This window comes from Asaia spathodeae NBRC 105894, from assembly GCF_025994195.1.
Classification (GTDB): domain Bacteria; phylum Pseudomonadota; class Alphaproteobacteria; order Acetobacterales; family Acetobacteraceae; genus Asaia; species Asaia siamensis.
The window spans coordinates 86,879-113,204 of the sequence record NZ_BAPY01000004.1; the positions used below are offsets into that span (position 1 = coordinate 86,879).

Here is a 26,326-nt window from a genome sequence, read left to right on the forward strand (position 1 = left end):
AAGAACAGAAGAGGTATTTGCACAGTAATTACGGCGCAAATCGGGCCAGACGACCGATCGGCTTCGTGACGATTTCATCGTCTCGCATGACGATCGTCCCACGCACGATGGTACCAACCGGCCAGCCGGTTACGCGCTTGCCGTCAAAGGGTGTCCAGCCAACCGGGCTTGCAATCCAGTCATTGCGGATTTCACGCTGCGCCTTCAGATCGACCAGGGTGAAATCGGCGTCAAAGCCGACTGCCAGACGCCCCTTGGTCTGCAATCCGTAGATGCGCGCAGGCCCCGCGGCCATGAGATCGACCAGACGGGTCAGGCTCAGGCGCCCGGCATTCACATGGTCGAGCATCACGGGCAGAATCGTCTGCACACCCGTCAGCCCCGCCGGGCACAGAGGCCAGGGCTTTTCCTTCGCCTCGCGAGGATGGGGCGCATGATCGGAGGAAACCACATCGACGCGCCCGTCACGCACAGCTGCCCAGCAAGCGTCATAATGACGCTGGTCACGAATAGGCGGGTTCATGACTGCATAGGCGCCGAGCGTCTCATAGCATTCCGGCCCAACCTGAGTGAGATGATTGACCAGAATCTCGACGCTGACATGAGAGCGATGCGCTGCAAGCCAATCGAGCTCCTCAGCGGTGGAGGTATGCAGGATATGCACCGGTCGGCCGGTCTTGCGGGCGAGTGCCGTGATACGCCGCGTACCAAGAAAGGCGCATTCTTCATCGCGCCAGATCATGTGGTTCACATGCGGCATGCCGGTCTCGAAAAGCGGCTTGCGTGCCTGAAGACGATATTCATCTTCCGAATGGAAAGCCACGCGGCGATGCCCGCTGCGAAGCACCGCCTCAATGCCCTCGTCATCCTCGATCATCAGATCGCCGGTCGATGACCCGGCGAAGACCTTGATCGCGCACACGCCCTCTTCCTGCTCCAGCGCAGCCAGTTGCGGCGTGTTGGCGCGTGTGGCACCGACATAGAGCCCCATATCGATCAGGGCATTCTCGGCTACCGTGCGTCGTTTGTCGGCAATGGTTTCGGCGGAGGTAATCGAGGGTGAGGTGTTCGGCATGTCGAACACCATGGTGATACCACCCAGCGCTGCGGCGCGTGTTCCGGTGGCAATGGATTCGATGGCGGCATTGCCCGGATCACGCAGATGGACATGCGCATCGATCATGCCGGGCAGAACATGCAGCCCTGTTGCGTCAATCTCCTGGGCGGCGCTTTCCTCGGCGGTGACGGAAAGGCTCGCGATGCGGCCCTCTTTAACACCGAGATCGGCTTGCGCCTCTCCCCAGGGAAAAACACAGGTGCCGTGCCTGATGATCAGATCGTAATGCATGGTTTTCTCCTCAGTTCCGGGAGCCGGTGCCAGAATAGGCAAGGGTTTCGAAAACATCGCCTTCGAAAGACCCGGTCTCGATGTGAATGCGGTGCCACAGGGCATAAAACAATAGTGCCCAGGCCGCATGGCGCTCGCGCCGACCCTCAGCACGGGTGAAAAGCGCCTTGATGGTTTCAGGAGCAACAAGCCCCTTGAAGGCGGCACTGTCTGCGACGAGCGGCCCCAGACGAGCGCCCTGCGCCGCGATCCATTCCCCGACCGGCACGGTAAAGCCCTGCTTGGGCGCAAAGGGCGTTGCACCCGGCACGTTCTTCTCAACCCAGCGGCGCATAAGATATTTCCCGTGCTTGCCCTGAACCTTCAACGAATCCGGCAGAGACCACGCCAACGCCGAAACAGCCGGATCCAGCAGCGGGGTGCGCCCCTCTATGGCATGAGCCATCAGGCAGCGATCAAGCTTGATCAGCAGATCATTGGGCAGCCATTCCCGCAGATCGAGCGCCTGCACGCTGCGCAGCCGGGTCTCCTCGTATTGTGGTGCAAAGGCCTCACGCCACTTTCTGCCAGTGGCAAGCGGGCAAATTCCGTCCATCATCCCGCGACGCCATGGCAGACGCCCGCCACGCCACCACGGGCGCATGGCGCGCCGATAGCGGCCATAACCGCCGAATAATTCGTCACCCCCCTCACCGCTGAGAATGACTGTCACGTCCTTGCGCGCCTCACGTGCCAGAAACCAGCTGGGAATGACCGCATAATCGGCCACCGGATCATCAAGACAGGCGACGATCTGCGGCAGATGACGCCAGACCATCGCCTCCGTCACCGTCAGGACATGATGCTGCGCGCCGAGTGTACGGGCGAGTTCCGCTGCCTGAGCGCTCTCATCGATGGCACCCGTATCGAAACGCGCTGTCCATGCCAGAGGCGCGCCATTCCCCAGACGGGTCATGGCGGCGAGCACCGCGCTGCTATCGATGCCGCCGGAAAGAAACATGCCAAATGGCACGTCAGCGCGCTCATGCGCCTGAACGCTGTCCATAAGCGCCGCATCAAGACGGGCGAGCGCTGTTTCCTCAGTGAGGCTTTTGTCGATTTTACCGTGAAAGGCGGGCTGCTTCCTTGCCTGGTCGAGTACCCCATCAACAAAGCGCAATGTCTCACCGGGGAGCACACGCATGATGCCGGGATAGATCGTCTCACGCCCGGCAACGAATTGCGCCTGCAAAAGCTGGTCGCGCGCCTCGGGGCGAATGCTTCGCGGCAACAGATCGGTCGCCAGCAGCACCTGCGGCTCGGAGGCGAAAATCACCCCGCTCTGAATCTGGGCATAATAGAGAGGCTTGATACCGAACGGGTCACGGCTGAGGGCTACAACTGTCTGCGGGCCACCCCCGTCGAGCAGGGCGATGGCATACATGCCACGCAACTCAAACGTGTATTGGGTGTCGGAAAGCGGCCAGAGAAAAAGCGGAGACTCGCAATCGCTTCCCGTCTTGAACGGCTCATCGGCCAGTGTCTGGCGCAAGGCAGGATCATTATAGATCTCGCCATTGGCGACGAGGGCCGTCGCCCCCTGAATAAGCGGTTGCGCGCCTCCCTCGAGATCGACGATCGACAGACGTCGATGCACCAGGGCAGCAGACCCCGTCTCGTAAAACCCTTCACCATCGGGCCCGCGATGACGCAATGCCTGCGCCATACGCTTCAGAAGGACCGGGTCTGGCTTGTGGCCGGGTAGACAGGCAATGCCCGCAATGCCGCACATAGCCTAGCGCGCTCCGCTCTGACGGGAAGCCATGGCGGAAAGAAATTCATCCCAGCGCGCCAGAACCGTTGGTGCAGAGAACTCCCGCTCAAAACGCAGCCGCCCGTTATGGGCGAGGCGCGCGGCGAGTTCCGGTGTCTCCAGAACGCGCCCTATCGCTTCGGCCAGTGCCTGCGGGTCTTCCACCGGCGACAACAGGCCGTCTTCCGTACCTGACAGCACCTCCTCCGGCCCCTGAATGGCACTGGCCACAACCGGACGCGCGGCGGAGAGCGCCTCGATCACCACATTCCCCAAAGGCTCGATGCGCGACGGACAGACCAGAAGATCGCAGGCCTTCAGCCAGGCCCCACTATCCTGCACCCAGCCGGGCATGTGGACACGATCAGACACGCCCTCACCTGCAGCGAGTGCCGTCAGAGCCTCGCGTTCGGGCCCCTCACCTGCAATGACCAGATGAATGCCGGGCAGGCCCTTCATGGCCCGTATGAGCACATCGAAGGCCTTGTTGCGATGCAGGCGCCCAAGCGCCAGAATGAATTTCTGCCCCTCTGCCACGCAGGATGGGCGCTCAGGTGCCACGCCCGCCAGATCCGTCGCGAAATTGGGCAGATAATGCACATGATCAGCCGGCCAGCCCTCGGCGATCATCCAGCGTGCGAGCCCTCTTGTATTACCGATGAGGTCGGAACAGCGCTGGTAATTGGCCAGATCGTAATAGCCGCCCAGACGGCCTGCCATCGGCCAGGGGCCTTTGGGCAGCATGCGGGCGGCACGGCTCATCCAGGCAATCACGACCTGCGGCTCGAATTGCGTAAGGCTTCGACGCAAGCGTGGCGTTGTCATGAAATCGAGGCGCCCACCAAAACGCAGGGCTTCTGTTCTTACACCCTTCGCCGTCAAACGGGCTTCGCGGGCAGGATCACGACGCAGAATGGCCCGTACATCATGGGCCGATTCATGCTGCGCCATGCAAAGACGCTCGTAGAACAGTTCGGCACCACCGCTCGGTGCTCCGGCCATGACATGGGCAATACGCAGCGGAGAAGACGGAAGAAGACGCGTCTGGCTCATGGCTGATCTATCCTTCATCCACCAGAAGCGCACAAGCTTCCTGCACGACATGCTCGGTTGAAAGCCCTGCGATTGGCGCCTCACCCTCGGGGCCGGGTGCGGCGACAAAGCGGGCCCTGGGGCCAGTCGGGGCATATTCCGAAGCGCGGCTCGGGCCGAAAAGGCCGAGCGTTGGCACACCGGAAGCAGCCGCAAGATGCATCAGCCCTGAATCATTGCCTACAAAAAGCGCGCAGCGACGCAAAAGCGCCGTGACCAGACCCAGCCCGGCCTGTCCACCCAGATCGAGTGCACCATCGAGCGCAGCCAGAACCGGCTGGGCGCGCAGGCGCTCTTCCTCGCCCGGACCGTAGAAAATGACCGGCAACAGGCCCCTCGCCTGTATCGCCTGCCCGAGCACGACGAAGTTTTCGGCAGGCCAGATCTTGCCATCCCAGTTGGCTGTTGGTGCCAGAGCACAATACCGCCCCTCATTGGGCAGAATTTCGCTCGCGAGACGCTCCTGATCGGGGCGCGACCATGCCTGAGGCATGAGAGCGGGCCTGTCACGGAACAGGGCTGAGAGATGGCCGATACGCGCGCCCGGTCGACGCCCCCCGCGCAGGATGCGTCGACGCAGGGTCGGCAGAAAGAGAGACACGCCTGAGCCGCGCAGATCGACCACCATGTCCCACCACTGGCCGACGCATTGTGCCCACAGGCTCACCCAGTGCAGATCATAGCGTTTCTTGCTGATCACGATAACACGCTCGACGACGGGGCACGCCTCGAAATACGACGCGGCGACCGGCCCACAGGCAATCGTGAATCGCGCTGCAGGGTAACGCCGGATCAGCTCCCCCAGAGCCCCCGATGAGATGACCGCATCACCCAGACGGTTGGCAGTTATGAACAAAATCCGTTTCATCGCAGCCAGACAGGCTCCTTCAGACTGGCCACGAATTTTTCATGCGCCGCAGCGGTTTCGTCATCCGGCGGTGCCATGGGGCGCGGCTTGCGGTCGGGATTGGCGCGATAGGTCGCGACCCCGCCCCCACTGCCCGACACAGCAAGACCGAGCCCGCGCTGACGCCCTCCCATCAGCTCCAGATAGACCTCGGAGAGCAGCTTGCAGTCGAGCAGGGCATTATGGGTCGTACGGGCCGAGAGATCGATATCATGACGACGGCACAAGGCATCGAGCGAATTGGGCAGGCCGGGATACCGCTTCTTGGCCATTTCGAGCGTATCGACCATACGCTTGCGATCGAGCGCCGGCTTGCCACAGGCTTTCAGCTCGGCATTGATGAAGCCGAAATCGAAGGGCGCGTTATGCGCGATCATTTCGTCCTCGCCGATAAAGACGAGAAATCCGTCAACGATCTCGGCAAATTTCGGCTTGTCGAGCAGATCATCCAGCGTAAATCCGTGAACGCGGCTTGCCTCTGGCGGCACATCTCGCTCCGGATTGATCAGAACATGAAAATTCTCGCCTGTCGGCAGGTCATCGATCAGTTCGAGCGCCGCGATCTCGATCACTCGATCACCCGTTGCCGGGTCCAGACCCGTGGTCTCCGTATCAAAAAGGATCGACCGTTTCATCGGGCAGTCTCCAGATTCGTTATCAGGCGTTTCAATTGACGGGCGGTATGGCCGCGAGACAGCCCGTTGCGCAACAGATGATCGGCCCGTCTGTTGCGCTCGCGATCGCTCATCTGCCGGGCGAGAAGGTGACGGGCCTGTGCTTCACTGAGTGAGCGGCGCTTCATGACCCGACGCAGGCGCACGGCAAGAGGCGCCGTCACCACAATGACCGCATCGCAATCCCGATCGGCGCCGGTTTCGAACAAAAGCGGGATATCGAGCACGCAGATCCTTACCCCACGGCGCGCCATGGCCCGCAGGAAAGATCGACGTTCATCGCGCACCAGAGGATGGATGATTCCCTCAAGCGCCGCAATTTCCGCCGGATGGCCGATAACGGCCCTGCGCAATGCCACACGATCGACCACCCCGTCCCGAACCGCATCGGGCCAGAGCCGTGCAATGGCGGGCACTGCGCGACCGCCTTTTGTCTGAAGGGCATGCACGGCGGCATCGGCGTCAAAAGCCGGCCAGCCAGCCCGGCGCATGAAGCGTGCGACCGTGGTCTTGCCGGCACCCATGCCTCCTGTGAGACCCAGAACGATCATGCCTGATGCGTCTTCCTGTCAGTCCAGCGTTTCGACCAGCCGGGCACGCAGGGTCGCATCTGCCTCCGGATACGGGCCAAACCAGGCGGCGAAACCGGGCCGGGCCTGATGGATCAGCATGCCGAGACCATCGACCGCTTTCAAACTACGGGCATGCGCCGCAGCAAGCAGCGGTGTTTCGAGCGGCATATAGACAATATCCGACACAACGAGTGACGGGGATGCATGAGTCAGGCAGTCACCCCAGTCGAAACCCTCATGTCCTTTCATGCCAAGCGACGTCGTGTTCACCAGCAGTTCGACGTCTGGCAGATGTGCTGTCCAGTCCTCCCACGCGATGACGTCTCCCCCACCTAGCGCCGAGACGATCGCCTCCGCCCGGCTTTGAGTGCGATTGGCCAGGGTCAGCGTACACCCGGCATCGAGCAGCGCAGCGCAAACCGCGCGTGAGGCACCCCCTGCTCCCAGAACCAGCGCCCTGCGTGGCAGGCTGACACCGGCCTCCTTGAGGGAGTCGATATACCCCACACCATCGGTGCAATCACCTGTGACCGTACCGTCAGCCTCGAAGATCAGGGTATTGACCGAACCCGCACGCTGCGCCGGTGGGGTACGACGATCCACCAGCGCGAAGGCTGCTTCCTTGTGCGGAATCGTGACATTCAGCCCGGCGAAACCCAGCGCCTGCAAGGCACGAATGCCGGACTCAAAATCCTCCGGTGCCAGAGGAAGCCGCAGATAGAGCCCGTCGATACCGTAGCGCGCGCACCAGTAATTGTGCAGGATCGGCGAGCGCGTATAGGTCAGCGGCCAGCCCGTAACCGCCGCAAGCTTCGGCATCCCTGCCGGGAAAAGCGCCGCAAAAGCAGCCTTCGCCGCATCAAGGCTCAGTTCTCCCCGGAGATGGCGTTCCAGTAGAGCGGCAATAGCCGCGCCAGTCTCTGTGCCCACGATTTCTGTCCCGCCTCGTCTGCTATCAGATCCTGTCGGATCTCTATCTCCAGATAGGGCAGATTTGCCCGCTCTGCATGATAGGGCACGGTATAATCCGATGTCGCCGTCAGCACATAGGGCTCATTGTCACCGACGCAGAGATCACCCTCCTGCCGCAACAGATCAAGCATGATACGCGCCGAGCGTGTATCGCGATGATGCAGGATGCCCACATGCCATGGCCGGGCCACCCCGTTCATGACAGGCGTGAAGCTGTGCAGGGCAATCAGGGCCGTCGGGCCTTTTCTCGCGCCCAGAATTGTGGCGATGCAGTCATGATAGGGGTGAAGGATCTCACGCTCACGCCGCGCGCGGCAGGCCGCAGACAGGGCCTTGTTCCCGGCAATTTCCGTACGGTCAGACACCGCCGGGATGGATGTTGGATGGCCGGGTGCCCTGTTGCTGTCGATCACAAGACGCGAATAGACCTGTTCGACAAGATCGGCCCCAAGCAGGCCGGAGAGTGCGACACCAACGCCATGAATGCCGATATCCCAGGCGATATGACGCTCCCACTCCGCCTCTTCCACCCCCAGACGGTTGAGACATGACGGTACAGCTCGCCCTGCGTGATCGCTGACCAGCACGAAAGGCCCCTCGGCTGTCGCTTTCGTGATTCGATAGGGCGTCGGATCTTCGGGGCCGAGAAGAGGCAGAAATCCGGTCATGAATTGCGCGCACCATGCTGACTGACTAGGTTAGGTTCTTCTTGACCATAATCCCTACGCCATGGACAACCCCGTGACCGAGACCGAAACCAGACTGGCCAACCCGCAATGGGGTGGCCGCTTCGCCGCTGGCCCCGCCGCCATCATGGCCGATATCAATGCCTCGATCGATTTCGACCGGAAATTGTGGCGTCAGGATATCCGCGGCTCGCTGGCCCATGCCGCCATGCTGGCGCGCGTCGGCCTACTGACCGCTGCCGAAGAGCAGGAAATCCGTGACGGTCTTCATGGCATTGCCTCGGATATCGAAGCAGGGAATTTCGAGTTCTCGCAGGATCTCGAAGATATTCACATGAATATCGAAGCGCGCCTTTCAGAGCGTATCGGCGAGGCCGGAAAGCGTCTGCACACGGCGCGCTCGCGCAACGACCAGGTGGCGACGGATTTCCGCCTCTGGGTACGCGATGCCATTGACGGCATCAGTGGGCAGATCTCGGCGCTCATGCGCTCTCTGGCCACGCGCGCCTTGCTGCATGCTGCCGATGCCATGCCGGGCTTTACCCATCTTCAGGTGGCGCAGCCGGTGACGTTCGGTCACCATCTGCTCGCCTATGTGGAAATGCTGTCACGTGACCGCGACCGCCTGCGCGACGCACGGGCTCGGCTGAACGAATGCCCCCTGGGCTCGGCAGCTCTGGCCGGCACTTCCTTTCCGATCGACCGTCGCTTCACGGCGTCTCTGCTGGGATTTGACCGCCCCACGGCGAACTCGCTTGATTCGGTGTCCGATCGCGATTTCGCGCTTGAATATCTCTCGGCGCTCTCGCTGCTCGGCATGCATCTTTCGCGCCTGTCTGAAGAGCTGGTGCTCTGGTGTTCGGCCCCGTTCAGCTTCGTGCGCCTGTCTGACGGCTTCACGACCGGCTCGTCCATCATGCCGCAGAAGAAGAACCCCGATGCCGCCGAACTGGTGCGTGCCAAGGTCGGCCGCATTACCGGCGATTTCATGGGCCTGCTGATGGTGATGAAGGGCCTGCCCCTCGCCTATGCCAAGGACACGCAGGAAGACAAGGAACCGGTTTTCGATGCAACCGAAGCCGCCACCCTGTCGCTGGCTGCCATGGATGGCATGATCCGCGACATGACGGCGAATACGGACAAGATGCGCGCCCTGGCCGGGGCCGGGTTCGCCACGGCAACCGACCTGGCAGACTGGCTGGTTCGCGTGCCGCGCCTGCCGTTCCGCACGGCCCATCATGTCACGGGGCGCCTGGTTGGCATGGCGGAGGCCAAGGGATGTGACCTGGCCGATCTGACGCTCGAGGAAATGCAGACTGTCGAGGCGCAGATCGATGCCAGCATTTTCGATGTGCTGACGGTCGAATCCTCACTGGCCTCACGCACCAGCGAAGGCGGCACGGCGCCTGACAATGTCAGCCGCGCCGCACAGATCTGGCTGAGCCGTCTTGAGGAGAATGCGGCATGAGGTTTTCAACGCGGCTTTTCTGCCTCGCCCTTCTGGGTTCGGTCATGCTGACCGGCTGCGGCAAGAAGGGGGCGCCCCACGCCCCCGGCCCCGCAAGTGCCATCACCTATCCGCACTCCTACCCGCCGGAATAAGCGCGGCAAGATCCAGCGCCTTCCGCGCCAGAGCGATCAGCTCGGGTGCGGTAAGGCCCTTGGCCCTCAAGGCCCGCAGGCTCTCGGCCCCGTCACGCTTGGAGAGCTTGCACCCTGCTTCGTCAAGAAGCAGGCCGTGATGCGCGTAAAGCGGTTCGGGAAAACCCAGCAACTCCTGCAGCACGCGATGAACAGACGTCGCCTCGAACAGATCAGCACCGCGCGTCACCAGCGTGATCCCCTGACGTGCATCATCGCAGGTGACGCAGAGATGGTAGGAGACGCCGTTATCCCGACGCCCCAGCACCACATCGCCGAATGACGCCGCACGCCCAGCCACAGCCCCCTGACCAATCTCGCGCCATGACGGGCTGCCGCCAAGTCGACTGAGTGCTGCTGCCATATCGAGACGCCAGACATGCGGCTGGCCGGGCGCCTGGGTTCGGCCACGGCATCTCCCGCCATAAACCGGGCTGCCATCAGGGGCGACGCCAAGGGCGCGGGCTTTGACCTGAGCGCGTGAGCAGGTGCACGCATAGAGCAGCCCCTGATCACGCAGGCGCTCCAGAGTCGCACGATAATAGGGCAGATGATCGGACTGTCTGAGAACAACGCCGTCACTGACAAAACTGAGCCATGCCAGATCGTCCAGCAGCGCCGCTTCAAATTCGGGGAGACAACGCTGCGCGTCGATATCTTCGATACGAATCAGAAACTTACCCTGCGTGCCCGCCCTTTCGCGCGCATGGAACGCGGAAGCGACATGACCAAGATGCAGAAAACCGGTCGGGCTCGGTGCAAAGCGCGTGTGAAATCCTGTCATCAAACCTTAGCTTGCCCCGTTCACGGAAAGCTGAAATAGTCAGCTCTATCAGACAGACGGCGCGTATCTATAGGCGCTGGTTACCCGTCGCGCTTGAGATAATCCGATCGTGCTGCCCTGTAAAAGAGGATGCGATCGATGCTTGCCACCGCCCAGCATTTCCCTGCTCTTGTATTGAATGCGGATTTTTGTCCGCTTTCCTACTTTCCTCTCTCGCTATGGTCCTGGCAGGAGAGCGTCAAGGCGGTCTTTCTCGACCGTGTTTCGGTACTGAGTGAATATGACGATGTCGAGGTTCACTCGCCCAGCTGTGTGATGCGTGTGCCCAGCGTCATTGCGCTGAAGGAATATATCCCCACAGCCAGACGACCGGCCTTCACACGGTTCAACGTCTTTCTGCGCGATAATTTCTCCTGCCAGTATTGCCATGACCGGCTACCGACCCACGAACTGACTTTCGACCACGTCATTCCCCGCGCCAAGGGCGGTCGCACAACGTGGGAAAATGTAGTGACGGCCTGCAGCCCCTGCAATCTGATCAAGGGCTCTAAGCTGCCCCACGAAATCGGCATGCATCCGCGCATCAGGCCGGTACAACCCTCGACGAGGCGCCTGCAGGAAAACGGGCGCAGCTTTCCGCCCAACTATCTGCATGAAAGCTGGCGCGACTATCTGTATTGGGACAGCGAGCTGGAGGGCTGATCCTTCCAGCTCCAAGACTCCCCTGCCAGCTTCTCAGGGAAAAAGCTTCTCATAGAGTTCGGGCTTGAACCCGAGCGTGACGGAGCCTTCGCGAACAAGCACGGGGCGTTTGATGAGCGTAGGGTGCACAAGCATCAGCGACACCGCCTCCGCCTCGGTCGTCACCTGCTTCTCCGGCTCTGGCAATTTGCGGAATGTCGTTCCGGCACGGTTGACGAGCGCCTCCCACCCCACCGCCCGCACCCAGGCAATGAGGGTCGCTTCGCTCAGACCATCTTTGCGAAAATCATGGTAGGTAAAGCCTATCCCCTGGCCCTCGAGCCATTTGCGCGCCTTTCGGACCGTGTCGCACGTGGTAATTCCATAAAGGACCGGATTGTTCTGCATCACTCTCGCTGCCTGTACCGCCAACGTCATCGCGCGACGTGACTTCCAAAAGATGAACCAACTCACCTCATTCTTCGATCCGACGCAACAGACCCGCAAGCAGGTGTGGTGTCACTGATCAATCAGGAGTGGACAGCTCTCTTCGCTCTCTGCAGAAGACAGAAATATTTCCAACGACTGCCGCAATAGAGAGGCAGTTTTGCGCAAAAAACACCTCTCTTCTGCTCGCGACGCGCTTGTCGCCTAAGCGGGGCACCCGTCTCTGCGCCGATAGTCACCGTCTACAAGGACATATGTACTTGGATCGTATTGGGATCAAAAAGAGAATCTATGGCCATAAAACTGCAGAAAAATGACAATTACGTAAATATACGATAGTTCCGCTTTTTCCGGACTCATTCCAAGGAAGTTTTAATCTCCCTTTAACCGACCTGTGTCTCCCTCAAAAAGTCCTCGGCGTTATTTCCTTACGTTCCAAGGTCATGAATCCTGACCGATCTCTTTTTGAATGTGGTGCTCTGGAATGAAATGGTTTTCTGATTTGACCGTCTATCGCAAACTGGCGGTAGGCTTCGGCGGTATTCTTGTCATTCTGGCAATCAGTTCTGCGGTCATCTTTCAGAAATCGCGAGAAATCGCCAGAATTACGCATATGAATGCCGTCTCCGATCTGACGATCGATCTTCTCGATCAGGCAGACGCGGCTCTGACACGCCTTCCGGGTTCTCTGAGCCGATATCTGGCCACTCATCGGCCTGAGGATGGCAGGGCCATTCAGGATGATGAGGCGCGCGTTTTGCAGAAAGCAGCGCAGCTGCGTGCCATTCTTGGCAAGGAGAAGCCAGAATCTCTGAGTCAGATCGACGCTTACACCCAGATGTCGAAGCGCTATATCGACGAAGCGGCGACCCCTCAGGCCCAGCTGGCAGCCGATCCGGCCCGCCAGGCAGAAGCCATCGCCAGCATCATCTCAAGACAGAATGACCGGCTGCTCATGGACCAGAAAGCCGCCTCTCGCACACTGGACCGCACCTTGCGCGACTGGTCTGACGCCTGGACAGCCTTGGCCTTGGCCACAACAAATCAAGTCGAACTCATTGTGGCCGGAACAGCGGTTTTCGGGTTCATCCTCGCTATAAGCATTGCATGGTTTATCGCGCGTTCGATCGGGTCCCCTCTGGTCACCATGACCGAAGCCATGCAGCGCCTTGCCAGCGGCGATCTCACGGTCGACATACCGGCGCGCCAGCGTGGCGACGAGATTGGCCATATGGCTGGGGCTGTTCAGGTGTTCAAAGACTCTGCGCTCGAAAAACGCGCCCTCGAGGAAGAGACACGCAAGGCGCGCGCGGCTACCGAAGCAGAGAGAGAGAAGCGTGAGGCGCAGGAGGCGCAGGCCGCCGAGCGTCAGAATGTCGTGCTCAAGGCGCTTGCAACGGGTCTCGGCTACATGGCCGAAGGCAATCTGGCCGAACAGATCAGAACTCCATTCTCGCAGGAATACGAGCAGCTTCGAGCTGATTTCAATGCAGCACAGACCGCCCTTTGCCGTGCACTGGCAGAGGTTTCAGCCAAGACCGATGGCATCAGCGCCAGCGTGTCGGAAGTGGGATCTGCATCAGATGATCTCTCGCACCGCACAGAACAACAGGCGGCAGCACTCGAACAGACGGCTGGCACGCTGGAACTGATTACGAAACGCGTGGAAGGAACCGCAAAAGGCTCTGCCGAAATGCGACGCACGACCCGACTGGCGAGCGATGAGGCATCGCGCTCCACCTTGGTGGTGGACGATACCATGCAAGCTATGTCTCGTATCGAAGCCTCGTCGACAGAGATCGGCCAGATTATCGGCGTGATCGACGATATCGCAATGCAGACAAATCTTCTGGCGCTCAATGCCAGCATCGAAGCTGCACGGGCCGGAGACGCGGGGCGCGGCTTTGCGCTTGTCGCTGCTGAAGTACGCACCCTGGCGCAACGCTCGGCGAATGCTGCCAATCAGGTCAAGGATCTCGTCTCGAAAGCCCGCACCGAAGTGAGCGGCGGTGTTGTTCTGGCGCGAGAAGTCGGGACGGCCCTGCAGCGCATCGTCACCCAGATCAGCGCCATCAACGTCACTGTGGGCGAAATCGCCTCAAGCTGTGAGGAACAGGCAAGCGGACTGGCGCAGGTGAACACGGCAATCAGTGAGCTTGACCGTGCGACCCAGCAAAATGCCGCGATGGTCGAACAGAATACATCTGCCGTTCTGAGCCTTGGCAGAAATACAAGCGATCTGACGACCCTTGTCGGCCGCTTCAAAACCGCAGCCTGATCCAGCCAAACTGACGCATGCCTGCAACGCCCTTGCAGCATTCGTCAGAACACGTTTTCCCCTGACCTGATTGGGCGGATCAGAGGAGATGCGTTGGTAGCGCCAAGGTCACTTGTAGGCGCTCCACCCCGATGCGAGATCGGTTGTAAGGCAGGCGCCGCTCGTCTTTCCTGCTGCCTTGGGTCTGCCCGAATCATCTTGCCCATACCCAGGGCCATGCAGTGCGGCCAAAACAGCCTCATCCCCAACCGAACTCATATGAGGTCGCATCCGGTCGTGAGGCTTCACTCTCGATAATACCCCCAGCCGGAAAAGAACGTCGTCATTCGTTGTCAGGAAATACGGGGACCGAGAAAGACAACTCAGCTCGGAACGCACGTCAGACGCGGATAGGAAACAAAAAAAGCCCGCTCACCGAGCGGGCTTTTCCATAATCTGATCTATTAATGAGGGCAGTATGCGGCCCTTATTCCCATTCGATCGTGCCGGGGGGCTTGGAGGTGATGTCGTAGGTCACGCGGTTGATGCCACGCACTTCGTTGACGATGCGTCCGGCCACACGGTTAAGGAAGCCGAAATCGAACGGATAGACTTCAGCAGTCATGCCATCGGTGCTGGTAACAGCGCGCAGGGCGCAAGCCTGATCGTAGGTACGGCCATCACCCATCACGCCGACGGTGCGAACCGGCAGCAGTACGGCAAAAGCCTGCCAGATCGCGTCGTAGAGCCCGGCATTGCGGATTTCCTCGAGATAGATCGCATCGACCTTGCGCAGCAGATCAAGCTTTTCGCGATCAATCGCACCAGGGATACGAATAGCCAGCCCCGGCCCCGGAAAGGGATGACGGCCAACGATTGCCTCGGGAATACCCAGCTCGCGACCCAGCGCACGCACTTCGTCCTTGAAGAGCTCACGCAGCGGCTCGACCAGCTTCATGTTCATACGATCGGGCAGTCCACCGACATTGTGATGCGACTTGATCGTGACCGAAGGCCCACCGGTGAAGCTGATGGATTCGATGACGTCAGGGTAAAGCGTACCCTGAGCGAGGAACTGCGCCCCGCCGAGCTTGGTCGCTTCCTCTTCGAAGACCTCGATAAATAGGCGGCCAATCGTCTTGCGCTTCACCTCGGGATCGGTGACGCCCGCAAGCGCATTCAGGAACAGATCCGATGCGTCACGATGAACGAGACTGATGTTGAAGCGGCCACGGAAGGTCTTGACCACCTCATCGGCTTCACCCGAACGCAGAATGCCCGGATCGACGAAAATGCAGGTGAGCTGATCGCCGATCGCGTCATGGATCAGTTTGGCTGCAACCGAAGAATCGACGCCACCCGACAGGCCGCAGATCACGCGCCCCGTGCCAACCTGCTCGCGAATACGGGCGATTTCGAGATCGCGGAACCCGGCCATGGTCCAGGTGCCCTTGCAGCCCGCAACCTCGTGAGTGAAGTTTCTAATCAGCGCAGCACCATGCGGGGTGTGCACCACTTCGGGGTGGAACTGCACGCCATAGAGACGACGCCCCTCATCAGCGATAATGGCGAAAGGCGCACCTTCGGACCAGGCAACTGCACGGAAGCCCGGAGGCAGCGCCGTTACGCGGTCGCCGTGGCTCATCCAGACCTGCTCGCGATGACCGCGCGACCAGGCGCCACGGAACAACGCGCAATCTTCGGCGATCTCGATATGGGCGCGACCGAATTCGCGATGCTCGTGTGTTTCGACCTTGCCACCCAGTCGGGCGCACATGGCCTGCTGACCGTAACAGATGCCCATGACGGGAATGTTGAGGTCGAATACGACATCAGGAATCTGCGGCGCATTATCATCGTGCACGCTCGCGGGGCTGCCTGAAAGGATGATGCCTTTCGGGTGGAAGCCACGAATCTTCTCTTCGGTCGCGGTGAAAGGCCAAATCTCGCAATACACGCCGCTCTCGCGCACGCGGCGTGCGATAAGCTGGGTCACCTGGCTGCCAAAATCGAGAATCAGAATGCGATCCTCGTGAAGCTGCGTATCCAGAGTATCGGCGTTAGGCGGGGCGGTGTCGGTCATGGCGCTCTTTCAACACGTCGTGCATGGGCAAATTCTGTGGGCATCGTATAGGATGTTCGCTGGGCAACGTCATCCCAAACGACGCGTTTGAGCCCCTCTTAATGTCATGATTCCTTCATTCAGACGAGATCGTTATGTCGCATTCCCGTTTTCGCCACCTGACAGGCGCGGCTTTTCTGGGCGCAGTCTTTCTGCTGTCCGCCTGCTCAGGCCCTCAGCCGCCAAGCAAGGACCCGATTGGAGTCTGGACAGGCGCGCTCGTGACCGACCAGGGAAGCTGCCCCACCGATTCAAACTCGACCCTGCAGATTGGCACGAAGGCCATCAGCTTCACGCCGGGTGATAATGCGCTTGTGCTCAAGGGAGAGCGTGGCGCCGACAAACAGCATTTCCATGCGCAGCTCGACATGAAGGATGCACAGCGCAAGCCGTTCAGCATCGTGTTCAACGGCTATCCTGTCGGCAATGCCATTGGCGGTATCTACGGTTCACCGACCTGTCGCGCCCATGTCGTGATGACCCGTCCAAACCGTTGATTGAAAAAAATTCTTTTTCCCTCTTGCGGGGTTTGAAAACTCACAGTAGAACCCGCCCCACGACGCACCCGTAGCTCAATTGGATAGAGCACCAGACTACGAATCTGGGGGTTAGAGGTTCGAGTCCTTTCGGGTGCGCCAGTATAAATCGTGATCATGTGAGTGATCACCACGCACCCGTAGCTCAATTGGATAGAGCACCAGACTACGAATCTGGGGGTTAGAGGTTCGAGTCCTTTCGGGTGCGCCATTTCCTTTCAAGACAATTCAGCGACGACCAGATGTACGCCTGTGAGCGTCTGCACTGATATTAACGAGCTGATCCTCACTCCGCCTGAGACCGCTTGGTGCAGGCCGTATGCGCCTGCAGCCCCAACTACCCGCCAAGATATTTCGGCTGAGCTCCCTCCCCATTGAAATGTCGGCACGCAGAAAGTGGCACCGTGTGATGGCGGGATTATTGCGTGAAGCACGATCGTCACTCGAGGAGCGCCCGAACGCGCCTATTGCGAACAGCCGCACTGCAAACAGGAGTTGTGCCTAGTGCACCAGCTGAGCAAGCGCGGAACAGACATCGCTCTCCAGAAAAGGCTTTGACACGAAAAGGCCACGCGGTGGCAGCGCGAAGCCTTCCTCCATCTTGGCACCGGACGTCAGCACAAAAGCGACATCCGGACGCGTCCTGAACAGATAATTGCCGAGATCGAGCCCATTCATGACACTGGGCATCTCAAAATCGGAAAAGACCAGGCGAATTTCCGGGTTACTCGTGATCACTGAAAGCGCCTCATCGGCATTCTCAGCAGAGAGCACCGTATAGCCTGCCTCCGAAATCATTTCAGATACGTAAAGGCGGAGCAGAACCTGATCCTCGACCACAAGCACAGTCGGTGCCCTTGAGGCCGCTTTGCCAATGCCTGCGCTGTGAAGTTCCTCTACAGACATAACCGCCACGCCCTTCGGAAAATATTCTGCTTCCTTTAACGGTCCGGATGCGCGCGAGTTCAAAGAGCAGCGCCTTACTTCCCTTTAACGCTTTTGTTAGAAACCCCTTCATTCGTGAAACCGACCGCTGTTCCACCCTGCCCTTCACGTGCGGTCACATCTATACCTGCGATGCCCCATTTTCCGTCTGTCTGCACCAGGAGAGGCGCGCCGCTCGCCCCATGCGTGGCAGCACAGTCATGATCGACCAGTTGCCCGCGCACATGAACGACATGACAGGCAAGATCGCCCATTGCGAGCTCCATACGGTCTTGCTGGTACCCTGCCAGCATGGCTGGTGCGCCCGGCTCGGCAGCAAAGATCGGAAGCAATTCATTCGTTTTGACGAGCGCATGGTCGAGAATAACGGTCGCATGATCGGCCTGGCTGGTGCGCAGGGGGTGATAGGGATCATAGCTCGGCGCAATCACGAAACGCACCGCACGCGCCGTGGCACGCCACGACCCTGTGTCGTAGCCGAGCATGAAATGGATGCTTGAAGGCTGGACGAAATTCGCCGCCTCATCGCGCCAGAGACAATGCGCCGCCGTCATGATGACGGAAGGCGCCACCATAAAACCTGTGCAGCGGGCGCCAAGTTCGGTCTGCACCCGCCCCAGAATGCGCCACGGCTCGCGGTTGACGTCGATAACGTGACGCGCGCCCGCGCCAATTCCCGGCAGGACGATACGAGCCGCCTGAGCGGGCGCGCCAGCGCAGGTCGTCATCATGAGCAGCCCAAGACAGGCTGACCCCATAATTCGTTGAGCAGTCATAGAATACATCACGCGAGGTTTTCCGGCCCGAATGACCACGGCAACAACGCGCCAAGGGTGGTCTCGAGCAATATGACGCCCTGAGGATCCACCATCGTCACCTTCACGGTAGATGACGAAAATTCACGCAGACGCTGACGGCAGCCGCCACACGGCGTGCAGGCGGCATCACCCCCACCCACAATCACGATCTCGTCGATCTGCCGCCCACCAGCCAGAACCATGGCCGAGATTGCGCCCGCCTCGGCACAGCTTCCCTGCGGATAGGCAGCATTCTCGACATTGCACCCGCTATAGATCACACCGTCGCAACGCAACGCAGCCCCGACATGAAAGCGTGAATAGGGCGCATAGGCCTTCGCTCGCGCATCCAGCGCGGCACCGATCAGCACGTCTTTCATCATTATTCCCCTCTCCTGGCATATTCCCAGCTTGGAAGCTGCTGATTGCCCTTGTAATCTAACCGGCATGACACGCCACGATCCTGATATCATGAACCTTCTCGCGTCACGCCCCTCCCTGCATATGGACGGGCAGGATGGTCTGCTTTTCGAGGGCGTTCCCCTGCAGACCATCGCGAATCAGGTTGGCACCCCTTGCTGGGTAACAGGAGCGGGAACGCTGCGCCGGCGCACGCGCAATCTCAGGAAAGCCTTCACCGAGCGCAGGCTCGATATTGCGCTTCATTATGCGCTCAAGGCCAATGACCATCTCGCGACGCTCAGCGTGCTCCGACAGGAAGGCTGCGGTGCCGATGTTGTCAGTGGTGGCGAGCTGAAACGCGCCTGTCAGGCAGGAATTTCTCCCTCTGCCATCGTCTTTTCGGGCGTGGGCAAGACCGATTCTGAACTCACCCTGGCGCTGCGCGAGGGTGTTGGCCAGATCAATGTTGAGAGTGCTGAGGAACTGCGTCGCCTGTCCCGTCTCGCTCGTGAGCTTGGTCTGGATGCGCCGGTTGCCTTGCGGGTCAATCCGCATATCGACGCCGAGACCCATGACAAGATCAGCACAGGCCGTCTGGGTGACAAGTTCGGTATCGACTGGGCAGACGCTATCGCGCTCTACCGCGAAGCCAGCACATTACCGGGCATCGATATACGTGGTCTGGCCACCCATATTGGCAGCCAGATTCTCTCTCCCGCTCCGTTCAAGGCCGCTTACGCCCGCATCGCAGAGCTTGTGATCGATCTGCGTGCCCAGGGCCTGACCGTCAGCGTGGTCGATTGCGGTGGTGGTCTTGGTGTGCGTTATCGCGACGAACTGGCGCCGCCTCCGGCAGCACTGGCAGGCGCGATTGCCGAGACACTCGGCGGCCTCGATCTGAAACTGGCCATCGAGCCGGGCCGCTGGATCGCCGCACCCGCCGGGGTGCTGCTGACGTCGGTGATCGATCTCAAGGCTCAGCGTGACGGCGTCTCCGATTTCGTCATCGTCGATGCTGCCATGAACGATCTGGCTCGTCCCAGTCTCTACGGCGCCTGGCACGGCATTGTCCCCCTCGCCCCGGACCTCGCCTATGCGGAGACCGGTCCGCAGACGGTGGTCGGCCCCGTCTGTGAGTCGAGCGACGTGTTTGCAAAAGACCGACTCCTCCCAGCGGTTCGCCCTGGCGATACGCTCGCCCTGCTTGATACGGGGGCTTATGGCGCGGTCATGAGCTCGACCTATAACAGTCGCCCTCTGGCCGCGCAGGTGATGATCGAAAACGGTCAGTGGAAACTTGTGCGCCCCCGGCAGCGTGTGGAAGCGTTATGGGCCGATGACAGTGTTCCGGAGTGGCTGGATTCTGAATGAGCATGGCTCCGCCCGCGCCACAGTCTCCTTACATGCTTGAAAAGCGGGTCGAGCGTGCCCGCCACCGCGCGCGGCGCGTGCTTTGGGTCGAATCTGCATGGTCGGCCGTGCAATGGCCACTTGGGCTCGCAGGCGGTTATGCGCTGAGCGGCCTGCTGCGTATTCCGCAATCCCTGCCCGACACGCTGCATGCCTTTCTTCTTGCCGGGGTGGGGGGCGGCGCCATTGCTCTGGCGGCGCGCCATCTTTCCCGACTGCCGCCCCCGCGGCGCAGCGCCATCGACCGACGTATCGAATCCCGTTCCGGCCTCCGCCATCAACCGCTTGCTGGCCTCGATGACTTGCCTGCGGACGGGGAAGAGACGGCACTCTGGCAACGACATATGGAGCGCCTGCGCGCGAGCATAGGCCCGCTCCGTGCGGGCTGGCCACTTCTGCACTGGACCCTGGAGCGCAGGATCGGCTGGGCCGGTTTCGCCCTAGCCCTGCTTGGTGCCGTCATCCTTGCCGGACCCGCAGCCCCCTCCCGGCTTGAAGCCGCATTCCTGCCGGGCGTTGACGATATCGACGTCCCTCTGCCCCAGATAGAGGCCTGGGTCGATCTCCCGGATTACGCCCCCGGCGCCCCGATTTTCCTCTCCAGAGACACAACGCCGCCGCCAATCCCCCAGGACGCGAAGCTGACCATTCATATCACTGGCGCGCGTTCTGGCCCCCATCTGCTGGGCGTGGATATCAGCGATGTCGGGGTCAAGCAGCTCGACCCCGGCAGCTGGAGCTTTGTCACGCATCTGAGCCATAGCGGCAGGCTCTCGGTAAGGTCGCGGGGGCGGACGATTGGCGAATGGAATTTTACGATCGAGCCCGATCTTGCGCCTGAAGTCAGCTGGAAGAAGCCACCCTCCATAGCCACCGACAACCCGGAGGTCGTGCTCCCCTGGCAGGTATCCCAGGCTCACGGCGTGACACGGCTTGAGGCTCAGATCAGCCTTGCCGCCAAGCCAGCCCTGCCCCCGATCGATATGGCAATCCCCCTCAAAGGTGAGCCCAAAAAGGCGGAAGGCAGTTTCAAGGCCGATCTGACAGAGTCGCTCTGGGCCGGAGAGAATGTCACGATCAGGTTGCACGCCACGAGCCGGAGTGGCCGTCAGGCGAACAGCACGGTCGAGAAGCTCACCCTGCCCAGCCGGAGTTTTCACGATCCGATCGCCCGGGCTCTGGTTGCCTTGCGGCATCGCTTCGGGCTGGACCGTGAGACTGCAGCCCAGACAGCAGACGAGCTTAGGACCCTGGCCCAGACCCTGCCTTCCGGCGAAAAGGGAAGCACACTCGCTTTGCTCTACGCTGCGGCCCAGCTCGACGATCCGCTGGCAGAGCGCGCAAAAGAGAATACGCTCGGCCTGTGCTGGGCCGTCGCGCTCTATCTTGAAGATCTGCGCAATACAGACCGGGAAACTGCTCAGGCCAATCTTGAAATCCGGGCGGCTCAGAAAGCGGTCCAGGATCAGATCGCTCATATGCAGGCACTCGGCAAGGACGGGCATAGCGAAGCAGAGCAGCAGGAACTGGCAACGCGCATGAAGCGCCTGCGCGAGGCACTCGACCAGCGCTTGCAGGCACTGATGCAGCGCAGCATGCAGCTCGGCAGCGTCATTCCGGATATGGGCGCCGATGATGGCAGCGATCCCGTATCGAGGCTGATGCGGCGCCTGCAATCGGATGCAGCCAATGGCCATTCCGACGACGCTCTGAAACGCCTCGACGATCTATCGAAAATGGTCGAGCGCATGAGATCCGCCACGCCACAGGACCTCGCCCAGATTGCCCAGCAGATGCAGGCCCGCATGAGGGCACAGGCGCAAAAGGCGACACTGCACGATCTGGTACGGCGCGAGACCACTCTTCTCGACCATGTTCAGACACGCCTCGGCATCGGGCAGCGCAACGCGCGTGATACCCAGCAGGGACAGAATCAGGATGTCAGCACCATGTCGACAGCAGAATTGCTGAAACGGCTGGGCATGGCACCGCCTCCTGATATGGACGAACCGCAATCGGCCCCGCCGCCACAACCGCCTGTCCTGTCTCAGGAAGAAGCGACCGCGCAGCATGAGCAGCGACGCGATGACCACGCTGTTCAGCGCGCCCTGCAGATGGTAGCTCGGCTGCTCAATGACGACATCAAATCACTGACTGGCAAAACCCTCGAGGGGCTCACCAAGGCGGACAAGGACATGCATTCTGTCCGTCAGGCACTGGCCAGTGTTCAGGATGGCCCTGCTGAAAGTGCAATACGCAAGGTGCTGAAAGACCTCGCTGAGTCGGGGCAGCAAATGAGCGAAGCCCAGAAGGGCAAGAATCACGGTGGTGGTCCGCTCGCCCTTCTGCCGACCATGGGGACCGGCAACAGCGCTCAAGGCGGCAAAGGCAAGGGCGACCAGCATCAGGCCGACAGCGATGATGATGAGTCCGAAGGGGATGGCGGCAGCAAGGCTGATCGTGATCCCTTGGGGCGCAAGCTCGGCAAGGGACATTCGGGCGCCGATACGGACGGCACGATACCCGATGCCGATAGTCGTGAAAAAGCGCGTGAGATCGAACGCGAATTACGTCGTCGGGACGCAGACAGAACGCGTCCGCAGAGCGAACTGAATTATCTGGACAGGCTGCTGAAATCCTACTGAGTTGGCCTGCCCTTGAAAAAGCGCCTTACACACGCAACGATCAATTACGATCCTGCACAGGCCGCGCGGCGCGTATCCCCGCATGACAGGTCGAGCCAGGTCTCGAACTGTCACAGCGGCGAGGGAAAGTCTTTTCCCGTAAATAGTCTGCAAATACTGACTCTTTTCCGCTCACCTTCAGTACCAGGATGAGCACGTTAAAGAGCGTGACACGGAATGATGCAAATCTGCAACATCTCGACGCATTCTCGCGAAACAGAACGTCACAAAACGATAACGACCTTGCAATGATATGACAGAAACCGCAGCCTCGTGACACAGAGTCATTCCGAGGGTTAATCTCCATGAAAACCATTAAACTGCGAGGGCGAGCGCGTCTTTTTCTAGGTGCCGTGATTTTCCTCTCGCCTGCAGCGACCATGACGAGCGGCCATGCGCAGACCGCCTCAGCCAGCACGCCTCATCGTAAGGCGGTCAAATCGACCACCAGGCACAAGACCACTGTCACCAGGGACACGACGAGTGGCCCAATCGCTGGCGCACAGACCGCCCCTGTCGCTACGACAGTGCCAGGCCGCTCGCAGACGACGCTCCGTGATGTTTCGGCATCCAATAGCCTCTCCCTCGGCATGAGCGGCAAAGCTGAAGAGGTGGTCGTTGTCGGCTCGGCTCTCAGCACGGCAAACAACACCAGCGCCAACCCAGTGCAGATCGTTACAGCCAAGCAGATCCAGCAGACCGGTGCGACCACGCTGTCCGATTTCTTCCAGCGTCTGCCGTCTGTGGGTTCCTCCAGCCAGCAAAATACCGACACCAATGGTGGCGGCGGTGTCAGTTGCACCGATCTGCGTAATCTCGGCACCAACCGCGTTCTCGTCCTGATCGATGGCAAGCGTGCAGCGCTGAACAGCTCAAGCAACTGCTTCGACATGAACTCGATCCCTGTGCAGCAGGTTGCGAGCGTCGAAATTCTCAAGGATGGCGGCTCTGAGCTTTATGGTGCCGACGCTGTATCAGGCGTTATCAACATCAAGCTGCGGCATGATCTGGATACCGGCAACATCACTGTCCGCGGTGGTATCACGGGCCATGGCGATGCACCGCAAGGAATGATCTCGGGCTTCAAGGGCTGGAACTTCGATCACAGCAAGGGCAATATCAGCCTGTTCGGCCAGTATATGACGCAGGGCGGTGTCCGTCAGCGCAACCGATCCTGGTCGCGCAATGTGCAGATCGGTGACGATGCCGATCCGTCAAACAACCGCTTCGGCTCAAGCTACTCGCCCTACGGCTCCTTTTACGGACTGGATTCCGGGGCTGCCTATCGCAGTGACAATCAGGGCAATCTGGTAGCCGGTACAAAGCGCTTCAACTTCGCTCATGACAGCTTCCTGACAAACCAGCTGCAGGACTCCTCGCTGAGTGGCGATGCCCATTACGATTTCAACGACCATTTCACCCTGTATTCGAATGTTCTGTATTCACATAATACAAGCATGACCCAGATGGCGGCCGAGCCGGTTGCAGGGGCGGTTCCACAGAACGGTCCCTATCCGACTGCGATCACGATCCCGGCCGATTATCCGGGCAACACAGCAGGCGAAGATCTGCAGATGCTGCGGCGTATGACAGAATGGGGCCCACGCGAAACCCAGACGGCCAGCGATACGCTCACAGCCAAGGTCGGTGCACAGGGCCGTATTTACGCAGGTTGGAAATATGATCTGTCCTATACCTACGGCGCCAACATGTACAAATACCAGCAGAGCAACATGGGCAGCTATCCTGCTCTGCTGAACACCTATGGCCTGCAGCCCACCGCGTTCGGCGATCCGAATTCGGGCATGATCTACAACCCCAGTGTCTGTGACGCCGCTGCGGGATGTGTGCTGTCCAGCCCGTTTGCCAGCCTTTCACCTGCGGCAGCCCGCTATTCCAATCTCAACACCACCAGCAACGGCCACTCCCAGTTGCGCGACCTGAACCTGCGGATTCACAACGATCATGTCGCGACCATGCCATGGGCTCATGGTGGTGATCTGGGCATCGCACTTGGTATGGAGCATCGCGGCGAGCAGCTGACCTATGTTCCTGATCCGGCGCTTCAGTCAGGGGTTGCGCTGACGAACCCGCAGGGCGTGACCTCGGGTGGCTTCAACGTCACGGAAGGCTATCTTGAGGGCAAGGCAACGCTGCTGCGCGATACGTTCCTCGCGAAGGATCTGACCATCGACGCTCAGGGGCGCTATTCGTCCTATAATACCTTTGGCAGTGTCGAGAATTGGAAAGCCTCCATCAACTGGGCTCCGACACGCGATATCCGCTTCCGCGGCACAATCGGCACATCATTCCGCCAGCCCTCGGTCTATGAACTGTTCGGCGCCCAGTCTCTCGGCTATGCCACAGCGCTCGATCCTTGCGCTGGTGCCTCAAGCCCGACGATTGTCGCCAACTGCATGAAGGCTGGCATCGCCAGTCCGGGAAGCTTCCAGCAGCAGGGTTCGGGCCAGGTCGCGACTGTTTCGGGCGGCAATGCCAAACTGCAGCCGGAGGCCGGTCGAACCTACACATTCGGTACCGTCCTGACACCGCGCTGGATTCCGGGCCTCTCCACCTCGGTGGAATTCTGGCACTACAATGTCAGCTCATCGGTCGGAACACTCGCCACCAACTACATTCTCAACAACTGCTACAACGGGACCAATCCAGGGCTTTGCAGTCTCGTCAACCGCTCTGCCAATGGACAGATCTCACAGGTCTCGGCCGTGTTGCAGAATCTGGGTACGACAAACACGAGCGGCATTGACTGGGACTTCGATTACCGTATCCGCCTGACGCGCATGGATACGCTCACGATCAGCAACAGCCTGCAGAACCTCGTCAATTACTCGCAGCAGCTCGTTCCGGGCGGTCAGTACTACCACTACACGAACGCCATCTACTATCCGGGTGGTACCTCCAACCCGCGTTGGCGCGACTACGCTACCGTCTCGTGGCAGCATGGGCCGTTCTCCATCACCTACATGGCGAACTACACAGGCGGCGTTCACTGGAATGACAGCTCGTCCTTCATGCAGCTTTCCGATGGCTATGGTCGGGTAAAAACCCCTGCCATGGTTCAGCAGGACATCGCGCTCGGCTACCACGTCGAAAGCTGGAACTTTACTGGCGGCGTCAACAATATCGCCAACAAGAACCCGCCCTTCTTCGCAGATGGCGGCACCAACACCGATACCTCGACCTATAGCTCCTTCGTTCCAGGCCGGAATTTCTGGCTCCAGATCAGCAAGGATTTCTGATCTCTCGCTACTGGTTAAAAAAAAGGGGGCGCATTCCGCCCCCTTTTTTTATGCACAGCCAGTTCCCTGCCCTGGCTCCGTCCCCATTCGTCCAATACTGGAAAACTATTCACCTACGCCCGAGAGGCTGATCGCCAGCAACAGCCATTGGCGGCCAGACCAGGACATGACCCGTGGAAAACGGGTTGTTCAAGAAACCATGACAGGCCACGTCTCGAGAGCCAGCGCGTCCGATGCGCACTACCTTTCGCGAGCCGAAACAGATCGTGCTGTCAGGATGCGTCGGAGGGGTATGGTCCGCATAAGGCGCCTGCCGT

General features: G+C 60.1%; 22 protein-coding genes and 2 tRNA genes. 10 read left to right on the forward strand and 14 right to left on the reverse strand.

Features of this window, described 5'->3' with window-relative positions:
• Positions 1–28: 28 nt before the first annotated feature.
• The 8 genes from AA105894_RS03945 to AA105894_RS03980 are packed head-to-tail and all read right to left on the reverse strand — an operon-like array spanning position 29 to position 8,025.
• Positions 29–1,348, reverse strand: a complete 1,320-nt coding sequence (locus AA105894_RS03945; RefSeq protein ID WP_267310580.1) for a dihydroorotase — start codon at positions 1,346–1,348, stop codon at positions 29–31.
• A 10-nt stretch (positions 1,349–1,358) separates the two neighbouring features.
• Entirely contained in the window at positions 1,359–3,119 is a 1,761-nt protein-coding gene (gene asnB, locus AA105894_RS03950; protein ID WP_267310581.1) for an asparagine synthase (glutamine-hydrolyzing), read from the reverse strand.
• Positions 3,120–3,122: 3 nt separating this feature from the next.
• Complete coding sequence (locus tag AA105894_RS03955; RefSeq protein ID WP_267310582.1) at positions 3,123–4,193, reverse strand: glycosyltransferase; 1,071 nt, start codon at positions 4,191–4,193, stop codon at positions 3,123–3,125.
• A gap of 7 nt (positions 4,194–4,200) precedes the next feature.
• Entirely contained in the window at positions 4,201–5,100 is a 900-nt protein-coding gene (locus AA105894_RS03960; protein ID WP_267310583.1) for a glycosyltransferase family 9 protein, read from the reverse strand.
• A complete protein-coding gene (dnaQ, locus tag AA105894_RS03965) occupies positions 5,097–5,774 on the reverse strand; it encodes a DNA polymerase III subunit epsilon (RefSeq protein WP_267310584.1) in 678 nt (225 codons plus the stop codon). The genes AA105894_RS03960 and dnaQ overlap by 4 nt, the downstream gene beginning before the upstream one ends.
• Positions 5,771–6,364 carry a dephospho-CoA kinase gene (gene coaE, locus AA105894_RS03970; RefSeq protein ID WP_267310585.1) on the reverse strand — a complete coding sequence of 198 codons (594 nt, stop codon included), beginning with the start codon at positions 6,362–6,364 and terminating at the stop codon, positions 5,771–5,773. Before coaE ends, dnaQ begins: the two co-directional genes overlap by 4 nt.
• An 18-nt stretch (positions 6,365–6,382) precedes the next feature.
• Positions 6,383–7,204 carry a shikimate dehydrogenase gene (locus AA105894_RS03975; RefSeq protein ID WP_267310683.1) on the reverse strand — a complete coding sequence of 274 codons (822 nt, stop codon included), beginning with the start codon at positions 7,202–7,204 and terminating at the stop codon, positions 6,383–6,385.
• A gap of 47 nt (positions 7,205–7,251) precedes the next feature.
• Complete coding sequence (locus tag AA105894_RS03980; RefSeq protein WP_267310586.1) at positions 7,252–8,025, reverse strand: N-formylglutamate amidohydrolase; 774 nt, start codon at positions 8,023–8,025, stop codon at positions 7,252–7,254.
• Between the two features lie 61 nt (positions 8,026–8,086).
• Here AA105894_RS03980 and argH point away from each other — a divergent pair, with 61 nt between their 5' ends.
• Together argH and AA105894_RS03990 are read left to right on the forward strand one after the other, a co-directional pair.
• Entirely contained in the window at positions 8,087–9,511 is a 1,425-nt protein-coding gene (gene argH / locus AA105894_RS03985) for an argininosuccinate lyase (protein ID WP_373316714.1), read from the forward strand.
• Complete coding sequence (locus AA105894_RS03990) at positions 9,508–9,645, forward strand: hypothetical protein (protein ID WP_188425271.1); 138 nt, start codon at positions 9,508–9,510, stop codon at positions 9,643–9,645. The genes argH and AA105894_RS03990 overlap by 4 nt, the downstream gene beginning before the upstream one ends.
• Here the strand turns inward: AA105894_RS03990 and gluQRS are convergent.
• Positions 9,614–10,468, reverse strand: coding sequence for a tRNA glutamyl-Q(34) synthetase GluQRS (gene gluQRS, locus AA105894_RS03995; RefSeq protein WP_267310588.1), 855 nt, complete (start codon positions 10,466–10,468; stop codon positions 9,614–9,616). The two genes, AA105894_RS03990 and gluQRS, sit on opposite strands and share 32 nt — an antisense overlap.
• A 138-nt stretch (positions 10,469–10,606) precedes the next feature.
• Here gluQRS and AA105894_RS04000 point away from each other — a divergent pair, with 138 nt between their 5' ends.
• The gene (locus AA105894_RS04000; RefSeq protein ID WP_267310589.1) at positions 10,607–11,170 is read left to right on the forward strand and encodes an HNH endonuclease; all 564 of its coding nucleotides are present in this window, start codon (positions 10,607–10,609) and stop codon (positions 11,168–11,170) included.
• Between the two features lie 33 nt (positions 11,171–11,203).
• On the opposite strand, the gene AA105894_RS04005 is transcribed toward AA105894_RS04000, so the two are convergent.
• Complete coding sequence (locus tag AA105894_RS04005) at positions 11,204–11,557, reverse strand: arsenate reductase (RefSeq protein ID WP_267310684.1); 354 nt, start codon at positions 11,555–11,557, stop codon at positions 11,204–11,206.
• Between the two features lie 523 nt (positions 11,558–12,080).
• Between AA105894_RS04005 and AA105894_RS04010 the strand changes: the two genes are divergently transcribed.
• On the forward strand, positions 12,081–13,874 hold the full coding sequence (locus AA105894_RS04010; protein ID WP_267310590.1) for a methyl-accepting chemotaxis protein: 1,794 nt from the start codon (positions 12,081–12,083) through the stop codon (positions 13,872–13,874).
• A gap of 466 nt (positions 13,875–14,340) precedes the next feature.
• On the opposite strand, the gene guaA is transcribed toward AA105894_RS04010, so the two are convergent.
• Entirely contained in the window at positions 14,341–15,936 is a 1,596-nt protein-coding gene (guaA, locus tag AA105894_RS04015; protein WP_267310591.1) for a glutamine-hydrolyzing GMP synthase, read from the reverse strand.
• Between the two features lie 134 nt (positions 15,937–16,070).
• Between guaA and AA105894_RS04020 the strand changes: the two genes are divergently transcribed.
• The 3 genes from AA105894_RS04020 to AA105894_RS04030 all read left to right on the forward strand — a co-directional run bounded on the left by AA105894_RS04020 (position 16,071) and on the right by AA105894_RS04030 (position 16,722).
• On the forward strand, positions 16,071–16,472 hold the full coding sequence (locus AA105894_RS04020; RefSeq protein ID WP_267310592.1) for a hypothetical protein: 402 nt from the start codon (positions 16,071–16,073) through the stop codon (positions 16,470–16,472).
• 64 nt (positions 16,473–16,536) lie between these two features.
• A tRNA-Arg gene (locus tag AA105894_RS04025) sits at positions 16,537–16,613 on the forward strand.
• Between the two features lie 32 nt (positions 16,614–16,645).
• Positions 16,646–16,722: transfer RNA gene (locus AA105894_RS04030), tRNA-Arg, on the forward strand.
• 290 nt (positions 16,723–17,012) lie between these two features.
• Here the strand turns inward: AA105894_RS04030 and AA105894_RS04035 are convergent.
• From AA105894_RS04035 to AA105894_RS04045, 3 genes are all read right to left on the reverse strand, one after another.
• Complete coding sequence (locus AA105894_RS04035) at positions 17,013–17,417, reverse strand: response regulator (RefSeq protein WP_267310593.1); 405 nt, start codon at positions 17,415–17,417, stop codon at positions 17,013–17,015.
• A 74-nt stretch (positions 17,418–17,491) separates the two neighbouring features.
• Entirely contained in the window at positions 17,492–18,187 is a 696-nt protein-coding gene (locus AA105894_RS04040) for a trypsin-like serine peptidase (protein WP_267310594.1), read from the reverse strand.
• A 53-nt stretch (positions 18,188–18,240) separates the two neighbouring features.
• Entirely contained in the window at positions 18,241–18,636 is a 396-nt protein-coding gene (locus AA105894_RS04045) for a cytidine deaminase (protein WP_267310595.1), read from the reverse strand.
• 88 nt (positions 18,637–18,724) lie between these two features.
• On the opposite strand from AA105894_RS04045, the gene lysA reads away from it, so the two are divergent.
• From lysA to AA105894_RS04060, 3 genes are all read left to right on the forward strand, one after another.
• Positions 18,725–20,026: a diaminopimelate decarboxylase gene (gene lysA, locus AA105894_RS04050; protein ID WP_267310596.1), complete on the forward strand. Its 1,302-nt coding sequence runs from the start codon at positions 18,725–18,727 to the stop codon at positions 20,024–20,026.
• On the forward strand, positions 20,023–22,710 hold the full coding sequence (locus tag AA105894_RS04055) for a DUF4175 domain-containing protein (protein WP_267310597.1): 2,688 nt from the start codon (positions 20,023–20,025) through the stop codon (positions 22,708–22,710). The genes lysA and AA105894_RS04055 overlap by 4 nt, the downstream gene beginning before the upstream one ends.
• Before the next feature lie 344 nt (positions 22,711–23,054).
• The gene (locus AA105894_RS04060; protein WP_267310598.1) at positions 23,055–26,009 is read left to right on the forward strand and encodes a TonB-dependent receptor domain-containing protein; all 2,955 of its coding nucleotides are present in this window, start codon (positions 23,055–23,057) and stop codon (positions 26,007–26,009) included.
• The last annotated feature ends 317 nt before the right edge of the window (positions 26,010–26,326 follow it).

Excerpts from the sequence above, each read along its gene's own strand:
- AA105894_RS04035 (WP_267310593.1), bottom strand. The coding sequence starts at position 17,417 with ATGTCTGTAGAGGAACTTCACAGCGCAGGCATTGGCAAAGCGGCCTCA.
- argH (WP_373316714.1), top strand. The coding sequence starts at position 8,087 with ATGGACAACCCCGTGACCGAGACCGAAACCAGACTGGCCAACCCGCAA.
- coaE (WP_267310585.1), bottom strand. The coding sequence starts at position 6,364 with ATGATCGTTCTGGGTCTCACAGGAGGCATGGGTGCCGGCAAGACCACG.
- AA105894_RS04060 (WP_267310598.1), top strand. The coding sequence starts at position 23,055 with ATGAAAACCATTAAACTGCGAGGGCGAGCGCGTCTTTTTCTAGGTGCC.
- AA105894_RS03960 (WP_267310583.1), bottom strand. The coding sequence starts at position 5,100 with ATGAAACGGATTTTGTTCATAACTGCCAACCGTCTGGGTGATGCGGTC.
- dnaQ (WP_267310584.1), bottom strand. The coding sequence starts at position 5,774 with ATGAAACGGTCGATCCTTTTTGATACGGAGACCACGGGTCTGGACCCG.
- AA105894_RS04000 (WP_267310589.1), top strand. The coding sequence starts at position 10,607 with ATGCTTGCCACCGCCCAGCATTTCCCTGCTCTTGTATTGAATGCGGAT.
- AA105894_RS03955 (WP_267310582.1), bottom strand. The coding sequence starts at position 4,193 with ATGAGCCAGACGCGTCTTCTTCCGTCTTCTCCGCTGCGTATTGCCCAT.
- AA105894_RS04010 (WP_267310590.1), top strand. The coding sequence starts at position 12,081 with ATGAAATGGTTTTCTGATTTGACCGTCTATCGCAAACTGGCGGTAGGC.
- lysA (WP_267310596.1), top strand. The coding sequence starts at position 18,725 with ATGAACCTTCTCGCGTCACGCCCCTCCCTGCATATGGACGGGCAGGAT.
- AA105894_RS04040 (WP_267310594.1), bottom strand. The coding sequence starts at position 18,187 with ATGATGACGACCTGCGCTGGCGCGCCCGCTCAGGCGGCTCGTATCGTC.
- AA105894_RS03990 (WP_188425271.1), top strand. The coding sequence starts at position 9,508 with ATGAGGTTTTCAACGCGGCTTTTCTGCCTCGCCCTTCTGGGTTCGGTC.
- AA105894_RS04045 (WP_267310595.1), bottom strand. The coding sequence starts at position 18,636 with ATGATGAAAGACGTGCTGATCGGTGCCGCGCTGGATGCGCGAGCGAAG.
- AA105894_RS03945 (WP_267310580.1), bottom strand. The coding sequence starts at position 1,348 with ATGCATTACGATCTGATCATCAGGCACGGCACCTGTGTTTTTCCCTGG.
- AA105894_RS04020 (WP_267310592.1), top strand. The coding sequence starts at position 16,071 with ATGTCGCATTCCCGTTTTCGCCACCTGACAGGCGCGGCTTTTCTGGGC.
- AA105894_RS04005 (WP_267310684.1), bottom strand. The coding sequence starts at position 11,557 with ATGCAGAACAATCCGGTCCTTTATGGAATTACCACGTGCGACACGGTC.
- asnB (WP_267310581.1), bottom strand. The coding sequence starts at position 3,119 with ATGTGCGGCATTGCGGGCATTGCCTGTCTACCCGGCCACAAGCCAGAC.
- AA105894_RS03980 (WP_267310586.1), bottom strand. The coding sequence starts at position 8,025 with ATGACCGGATTTCTGCCTCTTCTCGGCCCCGAAGATCCGACGCCCTAT.
- AA105894_RS03975 (WP_267310683.1), bottom strand. The coding sequence starts at position 7,204 with ATGCCGAAGCTTGCGGCGGTTACGGGCTGGCCGCTGACCTATACGCGC.
- gluQRS (WP_267310588.1), bottom strand. The coding sequence starts at position 10,468 with ATGACAGGATTTCACACGCGCTTTGCACCGAGCCCGACCGGTTTTCTG.
- guaA (WP_267310591.1), bottom strand. The coding sequence starts at position 15,936 with ATGACCGACACCGCCCCGCCTAACGCCGATACTCTGGATACGCAGCTT.
- AA105894_RS04055 (WP_267310597.1), top strand. The coding sequence starts at position 20,023 with ATGAGCATGGCTCCGCCCGCGCCACAGTCTCCTTACATGCTTGAAAAG.